Here is a 14,512-nt window from a genome sequence, read left to right as displayed (position 1 = left end):
TACTCTTGCTGCCCGCCGCCGGGACGTTCCACAGGGCGGGCAATCCGGTGCAAATCTGCAAACGGCGGCCCTAGGCCAGCGCGTCCATCCGTTGCCACAGGCGGCTTGCCACCTTGCTGGCCTGCTGATAAATGGGCTCGACGTCAAAGGCGAACTCGCGATCCTGATAGACCATACGCCCCTCCACCATCACGCTGTTGACAGAGGATGAGCCCATGCCAAAAGCAAGGTGGCCGCCGAGGTTGCGCGGCGCCAGCGGAGTCGGTGCGGCGTAGTCGCAGATGGTGAGGTCGGCCTTGTAACCCGCCTCCAGTCGGCCAAACTGGGCACCGAAGTTGCGCTCGAGCAGGGTGTTGCCGTTCCACAGGAACCGGGCAAAGCTGTCTGGCCACAGCGCCCCGCCCGCATCCCTGTGCTTGAAGTAGGCAAACTTGAGCTCTTCGAACATGTCGGCGCCGATGCCGTCGGTGCCAAGGGCCAGGTTGCGAAACTGTGGCAGGTGCATGTTGTAGCCCACGTGGTTGTTCATGTTGGAGCGGGCGTTGTGCACCAGGAAGGCATCGCGGCTGTTGAGCAGCTCGATGTCAGCCGGGCTCAAATAGATGCCGTGGGCAATCAGCGACTTGCTGTCGACAAGATCAAACGCGTCCAGCCGGGCGATGGGCTCATTGCCATAACGGTGGTGGCCATGGGCCAGGTCGTAGCGGTCTTCCGCCACATGGATATGCAGACCACGGCCGGTGACTTGCAGCGCTTCGCGCAGCATGGCCAGCCCCTCATCCGGCACGGTGAAGGGGGCGTGGGCGCCGATGTGCGCCTCCACCAGATAGGGTTCGTCCCCCTTGGCCTTGGCGGCATCGATGGCTTGCGCGAACTGGATATTCTCCTCTACCCCGGCCTGCAGCTCGGCCAACCCCCCGTTGCGATCCGTGGTCTCGAAGCAGGTCATGCCGCGCAGCCCCGCCTCCATGAACCCTTTGCGCAGCACATTGAGGGAGCCCTTGATGAAATTGGGCGAAGCGTGGTGGTCGATCACCGCGCTGCAGCCGCTCTTGATCGCCTCGAGCGAACAGATGAGACCGCTGTAGTAGAGGGACTCCTCGTCGAGCGCCCGATCGAGCCGCCACCAGAGGTTTTTCAGGGTGGAGATAAAGTCCGGGCAGGGGGCGATGTTGGCCATGATCCCCCGCGACAGGCCGGAGTAGAAGTGGTTGTGGGCACAGACAATGCCCGGCATCACCAGCTTGCCCCCCATCTCCCGGTAGTTGGCCTCCGGGTAGAGGGCCCGCAGATTAGGGCCTACCGCCTTGATAAGGGAACCTTCGATGGCGATATCCACCCCCTCCAACACCCGGGTCGGCTCCAGCTGGACGGCGGTGACGTTTTTCAGAATAAACATGGTTTGCTCCTTCGCTTATTCGTTATTCGCTCAGGCCGCGACGGCCCCCAGCAGGTAGTGGTGGTGCGCATGGACATGGCTGATGATGCGGCACATGTCACCAAGGGCCTCGGGCACATCCAGAATCTGGCTCTGGGCGTCTATGGTCAGGCGATAGGTCTTGCCGCCCTGACGCACCCGCAGCTCACCGCCTCCGTCATGGCCTTCGGCCAGATAGAAACCGGGGTTGCGGCTATTGTCGAAGTCCTCGGGCAGGCTGAAGATGGTGACCTTGTCCTGATAGGGCTTGCCCTGCCAGGGGCAGAACTGGGCGCAGTTGCCGCACTCGTTGCAGTAGGCGTCCAGGTGCAAGGTCTGGAACTGGTCCTTGAAGCCCGGCACCGCGATGGCGACGTTGGCCCGGTTGGGGCAGACATCCACGCACTTGCTGCACAGGTAGTTGCACTCGAGGCAACGGTGCGCCTCCTGGGCCACGAAGGCATCCCGCTCTCCCTTGTCCACCAGGGTGACGGCGATATTGCCCTTGCGGCGGTAGATCTCGTCCTTGTCAGACGGCTGGCTGGTCACATCGCACGGCTGGCCGGCAATATGCTCGCGGGCCAATACCAGATCCGCGGCGCGGCGGGCACCACCGATGGCGGCCACGATGGAGGACGGGCCGCTTTGCACGTCGCCGATGAGGAAGACGTTGCGACGGCGGGTCTCGCCACTCTGGGCATCCACCTCGGGCCAACCATCGCTGCCAAGGGGAATCCCCATGCGCTGCAACACCTCGCAATCGGGCTGCTCGCCGATGGCGGTGATCAGGGAATCCATCTGCATCACCTCGGTCTGTTCGGTGGGCACGGGGCGACGGCGTCCCTGCTCGTCAGGATCCCCGAGGGACATCATTCGCACGGTGAGCTTGCCATCTTTATCAAAGCGCTCCGGATTGGTGAGGAAGCAAAAACGCACCCCATCCTCCACCGCCTCCAGATACTCCTCGCGATAGGCGGGCATCTCTTTTTCGCTGCGACGGTAGATGACGGTCACATCGCTCACTCCCGGCACCTTGAGGGCGGCGCGGGCACAATCCATGGCGGTGTTGCCGGCACCGATCACCGCCACATGGCGGCCGAGCGGCAGCGGCTTGCCCTGATTGAAGCTGCGCAGGAAGTGGAAGGATTTGTAGATGCGCTCGTGATCCCCTTCCAGACGCATGCCGCCGTTCTTGTCGGCCCCGATCCCGACGAAGACATAGGTAAAGCCCTGCTCCTGCAGCTTGTCGACGGTGAGCGCCGGGTCGCAACCAAACTCGAACCTGACCCCGTGGGCGGCGACAAAGTCGATGTCGTGCTGGATAAGTTCGGCCGGAATGCGGAACTCGGGAATGATGTGTTTGACTACGCCGCCGGCGTCGGCCTCGCGCTCGAAGATGGTGACCGGATGACCGGCCCGGGCCAGGAAGTAACCGGCGGAGAGACCGGCGGGGCCTGCGCCAATTACCGCGACCGGGTGCTTGTCACCGCTGCCGGCCGGCTTGTGCCAGCGCGCCTTGTACCCTTCCCAGCCGCGCTCGAGGGCCACTTTTTTCAACTCGCGGATATTGAGGGGGCTGTCGTAATCGAGACGGGTGCAGTTGTACTGGCACTGGTGATCGCAGATATGGCCGGTAATGGCCGGCAGGGCGTTGCGCTGGTAAATCAGCTCGAGGGCCGCCACATACTCCCCCTCGCCCATCAGGCGAATGTACTCGGGGATATCCTGATGCACGGCGCAGGCGGTGACGCAGGGCGCCACGTAGCAGTCGGTCAGGGGCAGGCCGCCACCTACCTCGATGCGATCCTCGGACTTCCACTCCTTCTGGGTGTAATCCATGATGAGGGCCTTGGCGGCCAGGGCCTCCAGCTTGGCGACATCCACCCGGGTCATGGCCCAGCTGTCGGACGCATCTATCTCTTTGAGACACTCCAGCTGGCGCAGGTAGCCACCCGGCTTGAGCAGATCGGTCGCCATGGTGATGGGGCGGATGCCGGTCTCGAAGATCTCGCAGATATTGAACTTGCTGGCACCGCCCGAGTAGGAGATGGGCAACTTGCCATCGAAGGCGCGCGACAATACGGCGGCCACGTTGATGGAGAGCGGGAAGAGCGCGCGGCCGGACATGTACATCTCATCGCCGGGCAGCGCCCCCTTGCGGTTGATGGTGCCGAGCGTGTTGGTCAGCTTGACCCCGAAGGTGAGCCCCTTCTCGGCCCCCAGCGCCATCAGACGGGTCAGCATCCCCTTGGCCTGATCCAGTTTGAGGTCGTGATCGAACGACTCTTCGCTCAGACCAATGTAATCAAAGCCGCAGCCATCGAGGATCTCGCGCACCCGCGGGTAGCCCAGCAGGGTCGGGTTGAGTTTGACGAAGGTGTTGAGCCCCTTCTCTTCCAGCATGTAGCGGCAGATGGCCTCGATTTCGTTGGGTGGACAGCCGTGCATGGTGGAGAGGGTCACCCCGTGGACCAAGGTGGCCGGGATGCAGTCCGCCAGCTGCTGCAGGCGATCCCGGCGCGCCTCCAGCCCCAGTGCGGCGATAAACTGCTCGTCGGCCACGAACTCGCGCAGCTGCTGCTGATACTCGGCAAATGCCGGGCGTTGGCTTGCGTCCATCAGGCCGTGGATAAACTGCTGCATCGGGGGCTGTTTGATGCCATCAAGGTTGTAGCCCACGCTCATGTTGAAGATGAAGGACTTGGCCTCCCCGTCGAGGCGTGGATCGAAGATCTCCTCCAGCAGATAGAGGGCGAACCAGGCCTTCAGGTACTCGTCAAACGCCTTGGTCAGGGTGAACTCGGTGGACCACTCGGTGTTGAAGCACTCGTCCTCGGCATCGATGCAGGGCTTTGCCAGTTCGAGACGGTCCAGGATCTGCACCGTCTTGAGCTCGATAAAGCGCCCGCCGGTCAGCCAGGAGGTGACGATATTCTGGGCCAACTGGGTGTGGGGGCCGGCTGCCGGGCCGATGGGGGTCTCGCAGGTTTCACCGAATACCTTGATCTTGCGCTCGTCCTGCTTGCGATAGAATTGCGCGGCGGGAATGCCGAAGATGGACTGGCTCTCTTTATATTCCGCAAAAATTCGGGTCAGAAGGTTCTTGAAGGGAACGGGTCGCATAATATCGCCCATGATGATCTCCTTGCAGCGGCTCTGCTCATTTACATGGTGAATAACTGGGGTTTTCCTGCGGGATCGCCCCTTGTAAAGGAGAAGAGCAACTATCAGGCCAGCGCGGCTGCAAATGATTTTTTTGCGATAAAAGCGTGAGGCAGCTCCAATTAATGAAAGTGACAGGCAATTGACCTGCCATATTAAATGAGAGTGGTTATCACTCACCAGAAAATATATTCAGGCATACCGTGATAAAAATGATGGCTATCAAATCAGGCAGGTATCCATATCACTTTGATACGGCCAAAATTATCGCCTTTATCACGATAATGGCACCCCTGTCGGCCGCCATATATAGATGCACGGATGCTGCCGGAATAAAGGAAAAGCAAGAGATGAGCTGCGGCTACTTTGTCAGGCTGGCTTGCTTAAAGAGTGGATGCGGGCATGTCGGCGCCTGCGCCAGCAGAGCCTGATAACGGTCCGGCGTATCCACATCAAACAGGATGGCGGGGCTCTCGACCGGCACCAGACGGTGAGGGTGCTGCTGCAGCCAGCGCCGCACCGAACCTTGAGCCGGAGCCGCCGCCAGCGCCCTGGCAAGGGATTTTGGCAACAGTACCGGGTGACCCGCCTCCCCCAGCCAGGTCGGAAAAAGCGCATATTCTCCCCGCGCCTGCCAGAGCGTCTGGAACACGGAAGGAGGAATGCAGGGGAGATCCCCGTGGCTGATAAAGAGGTAGTCCGCCTCGCTCGCTGCCAGGGCGCAGCGGATGGAACTGCCCAGCCCCTGTTCATAGTCGGGATTATTCACGATCTGAATATCGCGCCGCCCGCCATAACGGGCCACCAGCTCGTCGCCGCGATATCCCACCACCAGAATGACCCGCTCACAACAAGCCAGGGCATTTTTGAGACTTGCATCAAGTATTGTCCCCGAACCGTAAGGTAGCATCATTTTCCAGCTACCCATTCGGGAGGACAATCCCGCCGCCGTCATTACGCAGTCGCACGATTCTTTTCGATTGGCAGACTGCTTCTTGCTTCCTTCTTTATTTAATTCGGACATCACCATGTCATTACCTGCTCCTGTATCGATCCCCTTTCCGGATATTTCCTCATTATTAGGCCAGCTCATAAAAAATAGTGATAGCCATACCACATTAATTAGTCTGTGCGGGGCCGGCGGTAAAACCAGCACCCTGTTCTGGCTGGCCGACTATTTCCATCAACAGGGCAAGAAGGTGCTGATCACCACCACCACCCGGATGTTTCTGCCCTCCCCGTCCCACTATCGGGAATTGATCATCGAAGCAGATCCGGTCCGTCAGCTGACCCGCTGCCAGCAGCTGCCCGATGGCCCGGCCCTGGTCGCCCTGTTCAGCCATATCGAGCAGGCCAGCGGCAAGGTAGCAGGCCCCACGCCCCAGCAGCTGGATCTCATCAAGGGGCAGCAGCGCTTCGACATCATCCTGGTCGAGGCGGACGGTGCCCATCACAAGTTATTGAAAGTGCCGGCTTTGCACGAACCTTGCATTCCAGGAAGCAGTGATTGGGTGATAGCCCTGGTGGGCGGCGCCATGGTAGGGGCAAAGGCCGACCCGGCGCAGATCCACCGCTGGGCCGAGCTTCAGGCTTTATGCGGGATTGCGCCAGGTGAACCGCTGGACTGGCCGCTGTTCGATAGGCTGCTCTCCCACCCCGACGGGGTGTTCAAGGGCACCCCTGCAAGGGCGCGACGGATCTGGTTTATCAACGGTGATTATCAAAATGAGGCGTCATGGCAGCCGCCATTGATAAACCTGCTGGCCCGTCATCCCGAACTTCACGCCATCTGGCAGGGGGCGGTGCGCGAACCGCAAGCCATCCGCCACGCCATCGCGCTCATACCCGGGGAGCCGGTTTAGCCACCAGGTCCCGATTTGGTTAAGGATAACAAGAGGTACCTTATGAATCTGTTTGCACACGCCGCCCGGCTGGAACAAGCCAACACCCCCTTCGCCATGGCCAGGATCATCGAGAGCCGCGGCTCCACCCCGCGCCATCAGGCCCAGATGCTGATCGAGGGAGATGGCCGGATCCACGGCACCATCGGCGGTGGCATGATAGAGCGACGGGTGATCGAGGAGGCGATCGCCGCCATTGCCGAGCGCAAGCCGCGCATCTTCCACGGTCGGATGGCCCGCAACGGCGAACATGCGGTGGGCTCGGATTGCGGCGGCGCCATGTCGGTCTATATCGATGTCTACGGCCTGCGTCCCCGGCTGGTACTCATCGGCGCCGGTCACGTCAACCGGGCGCTGGCCCATGCCGCGGCCCCCTTGGGCTTTGATATCCATGTCGGCGACTGTTTTGAAGGGAGCCTCAATCCCGAACGCTTCCCCGCCGGCACTCATCTTCAGCAGGCCGACACCATCAGCGCCGTCATCGAGGCGCTGGCCATCGAGCCCGCCAACTTCGTCATCATCGCCACCAACCATCAGGACAAGGAGGCGCTGGATCGGCTCATCACCCGTCCCCTCGCCTACCTGGGGCTGCTAGCCAGCAAGCGCAAGGTGCAAACCTTTACCCAGGCCCTTCGCCAGCAAGGGGTGAGTCAGGAGCAGTTGCAGCAACTGCACGCCCCCATCGGCTACAACATAGGGGCCGAGACCCCGGAGGAGATCGCCATCAGCATCCTCGCCGAACTGTTGCAGGTGAAAAACGGCAAGGCGGGCGGCCTGATGCAGGACGATGTGCGCCTCAAACAGGATCGGCTGGTGGTGATGCGCGGCTCAGGCGATATCGCCACCGGGGTGGCGCTGCGCCTGCACAATGCGGGCTTCAAGGTGGTGATGCTGGATCTCGACAAACCCACGGTGATCCGCCGCACCGTCGCCTTCGCCCAGGCGATGTTTGACGGCGAGACCTGCGTCGAGGGAGTGCGCGCCAAGCGGGCCGAGAGTGTCGAGCAGGCCTTTGCGCTGCTGGAGCAGGGGATCATCCCCCTGCTGGTGGACCCCGAGGGCGCCACCCTGCGCGATCTCAAGCCCCGCTACCTGGTGGATGCCATCCTCGCCAAGCAGAACCTCGGCACCCACAGGGAGATGGCCCCCATCACGGTGGCCCTTGGCCCGGGCTTTGAGGCGGGGCGCGACTGCGATGCGGTGATCGAGACCAACCGCGGCCACCATCTGGGCCGGGTTATCTATCAGGGCCCCGCCCAGCCCAATACCGGCATTCCCGGGGTCATCGAGGGGCACTCCGCCCGCCGGGTGGTGCGTGCCCCCGCCCCCGGGGTAATGAAGAGCCTGATCAAGCTCGGCGATCTGGTGCAGGAGGGGGACGTGATCGCTCACGTGGGGGACGCCCCCATAATCGCGCCGCTGTCAGGCATGGTGCGGGGGCTGCTGAGTGACGGCATCGAGGTACCGGTAGGCTTCAAGATCGGAGATATCGACCCCAGAGGTGAGCGCGCCGATGCCACTACGGTGTCGGACAAGGCCCGCGCCATTGGCGGCGCCGTGCTGGAAGCCATGATGCACCTGGCCCAACGCCGATAAGCGCGAACACACAGCCTATCGGCAAGGCCCGCGTCATTGATGGGCGGCTCCGTGCAGGAGGCCATGATGCATCTGGCCCAACGCAGATAAGCCAGCGCACCAACACAAAGGGCCCGCCATGATGGCAGGCCCTTTTTAATCCTTTGGTCAGCAATACGACTCAACTCTGCTTGACCCGGGTCTCCCCCGCCACCGACACCACGGAACGCTTGCCCTTGCGGCTGATGACGACAAGCGCCAGCACGATAAGGGCGATGCCGCTCCCCTCCACCGACCCCGGGTTTTCCCCGAGCAGCCACCAGGAGAGCAACACGCCGCTCACCGGCACCGCCAATGTGCTGAGCCCGGCGATCCCTGCCGGCAGTTTTTTCAGCACAAACAGCCAGAGGCTCCAGGCCAGCGCCGTGGCGAAGATGGCGCTGTAGGCGAGCGCACCGAACACATAAGGCTGCCAGTCTATGGATCGCTCCGGCACCAGCGCCGCCACCAATGCCATCACCAGGGTGGCGTAGATCATCTGCCAGGTGGTGAGGGACATGAGATCCACTGTGGGATGGCGGACATACATCCGCTTGGCGATGATGGCGCTGATCCCCCAGCAGATGCCGGAGGCAATCCCCAGCAGCGCGCTCTTCATGGAGTCGAGGTGCAGCTGCCAGGGCTCGATCACCAGCAGCAGGCCGCAGGCGGCCACCCCCACTGCCACGTAGTGGAGTCGGCGCATCCGCTCACCCAAAAAGAGCGCCGCGAAGATCACCACCCAGAACGGCATGGTGTAGCTCAGGATCGCCACCTTGCCCGCCCCGCCGCTGATCAGGGCCCACTGGGCCAGCCCCACCATGCCGCAGGTCTGGAACAACCCGATGGCCAGGGTGTAGCGAAACGGAGTGGGTTTAAGGTATTTGCGCCCACGCAGGCACTGCACCAGCAGCAACACCAAAGAGCCGCACAGGCAGCGCAGGGCGGTGAACTCGAAGGCCCCCGCGTAGAGCATCACCTGCTTCATCACGATCCAGCTGTAACTCCAGATGGCGGTGAGCAGGACCAATCCCCCCAGCGCCGCCATGTTGATCTTGCTACTCATTGCTTGCCTTGTTGCCTCTTCTATCGCCAATCAGCCCGCTTTTGGGGGAGCCATCTTACGCCTCTCCCGTCACCCTGCCCATCGCGGATCACAACTTGCCGGCTTATTCTTCCCGTCTGTCAATCCCTTGCGCCAGCCAACAGAAAGGGGGCCGATGGCCCCCTTGGTTGTACTGACAAGATCGAGCCTACTGACTTATCAGGGTGCCGGTCTTGCCGGCGATCCCCTCGGCCGCCTTCTCCAGCAGGGTGATGAGGGATTTGCGCCCCGGCATGGAGCTAGCAAACGAGAGCGCCGCCTCCACCTTGGGCAGCATGGAGCCCTTGGCAAACTGCCCCTGCTCGATAAAGCCCCGGGCATCCGCCACGCTCAGGGTGTCGAGCCACTGCACGTCGGGCTTGCCGAAGTTGATGGCGACCTTCTCCACCGCGGTGAGGATGATCAGCATGTCGGCATCAATCAGCTCCGCCAGCCTGGCACTGGCCCAATCCTTGTCGATCACCGCGCTGGCACCGCGCAAATGATTCCCCTCCCGCAGTACCGGAATGCCGCCACCACCGACCGTGATCACCACCTGCCCTGCTGCCAGCATGGCCGAAACCGTTTCTTTCTCGATGATGTCGACGGGTTTGGGGGACGCCACAACCCGGCGATAGCCGCGACCGGCATCCTCTTTAAGACGTTCGCCCCTGGCCATCAGCGCCTCGGCCTCCTCCTTGCTGAAAAAGCCGCCGATGGGTTTGCTCGGGTCGAGGAAGGCGGGGTCGTTTTTATCCACCTCAACTTGTGTCACCAGGGTGGCCACCGGTTTATGGATGCCGCGCTCGAGCAGCGCCTCGCGCAGGGCATTTTGCAGGTCATAACCGATATAACCCTGACTCAGGGCCACGCAGACCGACATGGGCAGATGAGGGGCTTTAGGGTCGTAGCGGGCCGCCACCTCGAACGCCTGCTGGATCATCCCGACTTGCGGGCCGTTGCCGTGGGTCACCACTACTTCATGCCCCTTCGCAATCAGGTCGGCGATGGTGCGCGCCGTGCCCTGCACCGCCTGCATCTGCTCGGGCAGGTTGTTGCCCAGGGCGTTACCGCCGAGGGCCAGTACGATTCGCTGTTTCATCTTGTGCTCTCCAGTGATGGGAGAAACCGGCGCGCGGTCGGCTCCCTTTGTGTGCATCTATCTCTCTATGAAAAACTGTTCTGCCAATATGCTGGGCTCTCGCCCCACGGGCAGGCGCCCCTGGGCGGTGTTCTCAAAATGCTAGTGCGGCGCCGGGTACAGGAGCGGATTGAGCTCGGGGGCAAAGGGGGCGCGGGCCAGAAAACGGCCATGGCCACGCCGCCCCAGAAACTCGCCGTCGCGGGCCACTATCTCGCCGCGGCTCAGGGTCATCCTGATCCGCCCCTGGCAGCGCATCCCCTCGTAGGGGCTGTAGTCGCCGTTATCGTGCAGCTGTCGATGGGAAATCAGGGTTTCACCGCGGGGATCCATCACCACCAGATCGGCGTCGGCCCCCGGTTGCAGATTGCCCTTGCGCGGCCAGAGGCCAAACAGGCGCGCCGGGTTGGCGCTGGTTAAGGCCACGAAGCGCGACGGCGTGATGCGCCCGCCCAGTACCCCGTGGGCAAACAGCAGCAGCATGCGGTTCTCTGCCCCGGGCAGGCCGTTGGGGCAGCGGCTGAAATACCCCCCCGAGAGGGTCATGCGCTGGGCGTGGGAGAAGTTGCAGTGATCGGTGGCCACCGTATCGATATCCCCGGCCGCCAGCCCGACCCAGAGCTTGTCCTGCTCGCAACGCCCACGCAGCGGCGGGCTTAGCAGGTAGTCGACTCCGTTCTTCAGGTGGTAGCAGGATTCATCCAGCAGCAGATATTGCGGGCAGGTCTCCACCCAGACCGGCTGGCCCTGACGGCGCGCCAGCTTGAGATATTCAAGCCCCAGGCCATTGGAGAGGTGAACGATATAAAGGGGCGCATTGCCCGCCAACGCCGCCAGATTGATCATCCGGCTGATGGCCTCCGCCTCGCAGGCAAGCGGCCGGCTCTGGGGGTGATACCAGGGCTCGTGGTGACCGGCGGCCAGGAGCGCCTCACGGCGTACCGCGATGGCGGCATCGTTCTCGGGGTGCACGGTGGCGAGCGCCCCCACCTCCTTGAGGCGGGCCAGGGCGCGCAGCACGTCGCTGTCTCCCAGCTTGTAGCGGTAGGTGAGATAGAGCTTGAAGCTGCTGATCCCCTCCTCCTGCACCATGGCGGCCATCTCGTGGAGGATGTCATCATCCACATGCTGAACAACGCCATGAAAGCTGTAGTCAATCACCGCCTGATCGGCGGCATAATCGTGATAGCGAGCTAGCTGGTGATGCAGGTTGCACCCCGCCGGGCCAAATCCCATGTGATCGATGATGGTGGTGGTGCCACCACAGGCGGCGGCACGGGTACCGCTGAAGAAGTCATCGCAGCTGCGGGCCATGCCCACATCGATGTTGAAGTGGGTATGGACGTCGATCCCCCCCGGCATTACGTAGCAGCCGTCAGCCTCGATCACTTCGGTCTCGTCATCGGGCTGGATATGGGCGGCGCGGGCCCGGATCACCCCGTTATCGATCAGCAGATCCTGGCGATATTCCCCCTGCGCATCCACCAGGATGCCGTTCTTGATGAGCCGTTTCATCCACTCCCCCTCAACTCCTGTTGCCCTTCACGCACCAAGCCCCGCCTGGGCGGGGCATATCGTTGGTAGCAGGGATGCCGGCATCCCTGCACCCTTGCTTACTTGTCCAGCTCCGCCAGATAGAGCATGGGGATCACCGCATACATGGCGGCGCACTTGACCAGATGCTCCTTCCAGGTCTTCTCGTTCGGGGCGTGGGCCTCCGGCTCCTTGCCCGGGCCAAAGCCGATGACCGGAATGCCGTGACGACCCATGATGGAAACGCCGTTGGTCGAGAAGGTCCACTTGTCGACCACCGGCTCCTTGCGGAACAACTCGCGGTAGGCCTTGGAGAGGGTCTTGACCGTGATGTGATCCTCTTCCACCTTCCAGGTCGGGAAGTAGCACTCGGTGGGATAGACCAGCCCTGTGTAGGCCGGACGGTCGTACTGGTACATGGAGACTTCAGCACCGGCGGCTTTGACGGCCGGCAATGCGCGGATCTCGTCCAGCGCCCCTTGCCAGGTCTCGCCCCAGGTGAGGCGGCGGTCGATGGAAACGGCGCAGCTGTCCGCCACGGCGCAGCGGCTCGGGGAGGTGAAGAAAATCTCGGAGACGGTCAATGTACCCTTGCCGAGGAAGTCGTCATTGCCGAGGTTGTGGCTGAGCTCCTGCAACTCGCCAAGGATGGGGCCCATCTTGAAGATGGCGTTGTCGCCGCGCTCGGGCGCCGAGCCGTGGCAGCTCACCCCCTGCACCTCGACGCGGATCTCCATGCGACCGCGCTGGCCGCGATAGATGTTGCAGTCGGTCGGTTCGGTACTGACCACGAATTCAGGGCGGATCTTGCTCTGCTCGATGATGTACTGCCAGCAGAGGCCATCGCAGTCCTCTTCCTGTACGGTACCGGTCACCAGCAGGGTGTACTCATCTTCCAGCCCCAGATCCTTGATGATCTTGCCGGCGTAGACCATGGAGGCCATGCCCCCTTCCTGATCCGAGGCGCCGCGCCCGCCGATGATCTCGTGATCCTCCATCCCCTCATAGGGGTCGAAGGTCCAGTTGGCCATGTTGCCAACCCCCACGGTGTCGATGTGGGCATCCATGGCAATCAGGTGCGGGCCATGGCCGATATAACCCAGCACGTTGCCCATGGGGTCGATCTCGACTTTGTCGAAACCGACCTTCTCCATCTCCTGCTTGATGCGCAGCACCACCTTCTTCTCGTCGCAGCTTTCACTGGGAATGGCGATCATGTCGCGCAGGAACTGGCTCATCTCGGCCTTGTACTGGTAGGCCTTCTCCAACACCATTTCAAACGGAATTTGCTTGCTCATTGTGATCCTCCATAACAACCTGATGTGCGAGGTTTGGCCTGTTTGCCAGCCCCGCCCTGACCCTTCACCACGCCCCCGTTAACAGGGCGCGATCAGTTCTTCAATTCGTGTCTCTGCTCTTGCAGGAAGTGGCTCGCAGCCGAGGTTACTCGCAGGCGGGATGCTTGCCTTCCCACACCACTTCCCGGTAGTGGGCCACGTCGGTATCCCCTTCGGTGTTGATCAGCAGCACCACTGAATCCTGATTGAACCCCAGCCGCGCCATCAGAGCATCCCGCTGTGGGTGGTGGCGCACCGCCGCCAGCAGCCCGGTGCCGACCGAGCCGGATTCGCCGGAAATGATGCGGGGATCGTCGCCAAGGGGATTGCCGAGCACCCGCATGCCGAGCGCCGACACCTTGTCGTGACAGGAGATGAACTGGGTGGTGCAGTGCTTGAGCAGCGGCCAGCCGAGGGGATTGGGTTCACCGCAGGCGAGCCCGGCCATGATGGTGCGCATGTCGCCCCCCACGTTGACCATCTCGCCGGCCACGCCGGAGCGGTAGAGGCAGTCGGCCTGATCCGGCTCGATGACGATGCTGTGCAAGTTTCTTGCCCCGAAACAGTCCACCAGATAGCCGAGCACGCCGCCTGCCAGGGCCCCGACCCCGGCCTGCAGCAGCACATGGGTGGGCTGTTGGATGCCCATCCCCTGCATCTGCTCGACCGCTTCATCAGCCAGGGTGGAATAACCCTGCATGATCCAGGTCGGGATCCTGGTGTACCCCTCCCAGGCGGTGTCCTGCACTATGTGCCAGCCGCGCTCTTCGGCCATCTTCATGGTGAGGCGCACGGTATCGTCATAGTTCATGTCGGTGACGATGCACTCGGCGCCGAGGTTCAGGATGTGATCCACCCGCTCCCGGGCCGAGCCCTTGGGCATATAGACCACCGCATGCTGGCCCACCTGCTTGGCGGCCCAGGCGACGCCACGGCCGTGGTTGCCATCCGTGGTGGTGGCGAAGATCATCGGCTCCTTGATGGTGCGCTTGATGAGATCGAAGGTGAAATCCTCGATGGCCACCCCGAATTTTTCACAAAGCAGGTTGGCGATGGCATAGACGCCCCCCAGCATCTTGAAGGCGTTGAGACCAAAGCGTTTGGATTCGTCCTTGACCAATATATTTTTCACCCCGACATAATCCGCCAGTGCTTTCAAATCACAGAGCGGTGTCGGTTCATATCCGGCCAGTTTTTTATGAAATGCACGGGCCTTTTGTGCTTCGATACGGGAAAATAACGGGGATGTTTCTCCGGTAAAAAAGCGGTTATCCGCAATATCCATCTTCAGAGAAAATTGGGACATAGTGACCTCACAAAGAG

10 protein-coding genes are annotated in these 14,512 nt (G+C 62.0%); 2 read left to right on the top strand and 8 right to left on the bottom strand.

Going from position 1 to position 14,512, the window contains the following annotated elements; genetic code table 11:
- Positions 1-70: 70 nt before the first annotated feature.
- From ssnA to mocA, 3 genes are all read right to left on the bottom strand, one after another.
- The gene (gene ssnA / locus ACB034_RS02670) at positions 71-1,399 is read right to left on the bottom strand and encodes a putative aminohydrolase SsnA (protein ID WP_371172005.1); all 1,329 of its coding nucleotides are present in this window, start codon (positions 1,397-1,399) and stop codon (positions 71-73) included.
- Positions 1,400-1,429: 30 nt separating this feature from the next.
- Positions 1,430-4,552: a putative selenate reductase subunit YgfK gene (gene ygfK, locus ACB034_RS02665; RefSeq protein WP_371172004.1), complete on the bottom strand. Its 3,123-nt coding sequence runs from the start codon at positions 4,550-4,552 to the stop codon at positions 1,430-1,432.
- 388 nt (positions 4,553-4,940) lie between these two features.
- Positions 4,941-5,534, bottom strand: coding sequence for a molybdenum cofactor cytidylyltransferase (mocA, locus tag ACB034_RS02660; protein ID WP_371172069.1), 594 nt, complete (start codon positions 5,532-5,534; stop codon positions 4,941-4,943).
- A 73-nt stretch (positions 5,535-5,607) separates the two neighbouring features.
- Between mocA and yqeC the strand changes: the two genes are divergently transcribed.
- Complete coding sequence (gene yqeC / locus ACB034_RS02655; protein WP_274437324.1) at positions 5,608-6,441, top strand: selenium cofactor biosynthesis protein YqeC; 834 nt, start codon at positions 5,608-5,610, stop codon at positions 6,439-6,441.
- A gap of 42 nt (positions 6,442-6,483) precedes the next feature.
- Positions 6,484-8,076 carry a selenium-dependent molybdenum cofactor biosynthesis protein YqeB gene (gene yqeB, locus ACB034_RS02650; RefSeq protein ID WP_371172003.1) on the top strand — a complete coding sequence of 531 codons (1,593 nt, stop codon included), beginning with the start codon at positions 6,484-6,486 and terminating at the stop codon, positions 8,074-8,076.
- Between the two features lie 160 nt (positions 8,077-8,236).
- Here the strand turns inward: yqeB and ACB034_RS02645 are convergent, their stop codons facing one another.
- From ACB034_RS02645 to dpaL, 5 genes are all read right to left on the bottom strand, one after another.
- Positions 8,237-9,160: a DMT family transporter gene (locus ACB034_RS02645; RefSeq protein WP_371172002.1), complete on the bottom strand. Its 924-nt coding sequence runs from the start codon at positions 9,158-9,160 to the stop codon at positions 8,237-8,239.
- Positions 9,161-9,347: 187 nt separating this feature from the next.
- The gene (gene arcC, locus ACB034_RS02640; protein WP_371172001.1) at positions 9,348-10,280 is read right to left on the bottom strand and encodes a carbamate kinase; all 933 of its coding nucleotides are present in this window, start codon (positions 10,278-10,280) and stop codon (positions 9,348-9,350) included.
- 141 nt (positions 10,281-10,421) lie between these two features.
- Complete coding sequence (gene hydA, locus ACB034_RS02635; RefSeq protein WP_371172000.1) at positions 10,422-11,834, bottom strand: dihydropyrimidinase; 1,413 nt, start codon at positions 11,832-11,834, stop codon at positions 10,422-10,424.
- Between the two features lie 98 nt (positions 11,835-11,932).
- On the bottom strand, positions 11,933-13,150 hold the full coding sequence (locus ACB034_RS02630; protein ID WP_371171999.1) for a YgeY family selenium metabolism-linked hydrolase: 1,218 nt from the start codon (positions 13,148-13,150) through the stop codon (positions 11,933-11,935).
- A 145-nt stretch (positions 13,151-13,295) separates the two neighbouring features.
- A complete protein-coding gene (gene dpaL, locus ACB034_RS02625; RefSeq protein WP_371171998.1) occupies positions 13,296-14,495 on the bottom strand; it encodes a diaminopropionate ammonia-lyase in 1,200 nt (399 codons plus the stop codon).
- Between the last annotated feature and the right edge of the window lie 17 nt (positions 14,496-14,512).

Origin of the sequence: Aeromonas sp. S18(2024), from assembly GCF_041402525.1 — a bacterium.
GTDB classification, from domain to species: Bacteria; Pseudomonadota; Gammaproteobacteria; order Enterobacterales; family Aeromonadaceae; genus Aeromonas; species Aeromonas enteropelogenes.
This window is presented reverse-complemented; position numbering and strand designations above follow the sequence as displayed.

Bases quoted from the DNA above. Each gene is read 5' to 3' on its own strand.
- ssnA (WP_371172005.1), bottom strand. From the start codon at position 1,399: ATGTTTATTCTGAAAAACGTCACCGCCGTCCAGCTGGAGCCGACCCGG.
- ygfK (WP_371172004.1), bottom strand. From the start codon at position 4,552: ATGGGCGATATTATGCGACCCGTTCCCTTCAAGAACCTTCTGACCCGA.
- mocA (WP_371172069.1), bottom strand. From the start codon at position 5,534: ATGACGGCGGCGGGATTGTCCTCCCGAATGGGTAGCTGGAAAATGATG.
- yqeC (WP_274437324.1), top strand. From the start codon at position 5,608: ATGTCATTACCTGCTCCTGTATCGATCCCCTTTCCGGATATTTCCTCA.
- yqeB (WP_371172003.1), top strand. From the start codon at position 6,484: ATGAATCTGTTTGCACACGCCGCCCGGCTGGAACAAGCCAACACCCCC.
- ACB034_RS02645 (WP_371172002.1), bottom strand. From the start codon at position 9,160: ATGAGTAGCAAGATCAACATGGCGGCGCTGGGGGGATTGGTCCTGCTC.
- arcC (WP_371172001.1), bottom strand. From the start codon at position 10,280: ATGAAACAGCGAATCGTACTGGCCCTCGGCGGTAACGCCCTGGGCAAC.
- hydA (WP_371172000.1), bottom strand. From the start codon at position 11,834: ATGAAACGGCTCATCAAGAACGGCATCCTGGTGGATGCGCAGGGGGAA.
- ACB034_RS02630 (WP_371171999.1), bottom strand. From the start codon at position 13,150: ATGAGCAAGCAAATTCCGTTTGAAATGGTGTTGGAGAAGGCCTACCAG.
- dpaL (WP_371171998.1), bottom strand. From the start codon at position 14,495: ATGTCCCAATTTTCTCTGAAGATGGATATTGCGGATAACCGCTTTTTT.